Source organism: Methanobacterium sp. (genome assembly GCA_030017655.1).
In the GTDB taxonomy this organism is placed as follows: domain Archaea; phylum Methanobacteriota; class Methanobacteria; order Methanobacteriales; family Methanobacteriaceae; genus Methanobacterium_D.
Map to the genome: position 1 here is coordinate 1 of JASEIM010000067.1, position 747 is coordinate 747.

General features: G+C 51.9%; 1 protein-coding gene. It reads right to left on the reverse strand.

What is annotated here, in order from left to right; genetic code table 11:
* Nucleotides 1–612: hypothetical protein (locus tag QMD61_11640; protein MDI6725286.1), on the reverse strand; the 612-nt coding region annotated here is incomplete at its 3' end.
* Nucleotides 613–747: the final 135 nt, after the last annotated feature.

Here is a 747-nt window from a genome sequence, read left to right on the forward strand (position 1 = left end):
AGAACCTGTGGATATACCATCACAGGAAGAAGTAGATGATTTCTTACCTTTGGCGTTGAAGGCTTCTACGCGTAATGTTCTGCCTGGGTCAAGCACTATGGGCATGGAGGCGAGGCTAAAGGGCAATGCGCCGTAGGTGTCGTCTACAGGCATGGGCGCGGCTATGCTGCTTATTCCGCGGAAGCCCATGACATCCTCAATTATGTCTAAGGGCTTATCGTCCACGTATATTCGCGTGCCAAGCTCCTCCAAGAAGACGCCTGAAGGATAAGCGCTGCAGTAGGTGTAGCCCCCGTAAAGGCGATTGAAAGTGTGTCTTTCGCCTGCTGGGCAGGTGAAGTTTATCATGGTGTGGATGTCGCCCTTCGGGATTGAGGCTGCAGCGGCGCTTGTCCATGTGGCGTATTGATAGCTTAAGAAGTGTTTAGACTGTTCCGCATAGCGGCTAAGCAGGTCTGGGGCTAAAACTTCACCTGGCGAGAGCTCCAGGATTTCTCCTACGATGCGGATGAACCTGTCCGCCGTGCCAAGGATTTCCAGGGTTTTGCCTGGTGGAACCACAACATATAAGCCTCCAAGGTCTAAGGGAGGAAGCCTGCTGGCAGCCTTCACACTTTGGGGCGCCACCTTGTCCACGATTTCTAGGCAGCGGCTTCCAGCCACCTTCAATGTTACGCGTGCTGTGTCGGCGATGTTAGAGGAGTGGAATTAGCAACACTTGTTTTTATAAAATATAAAACACTTCCA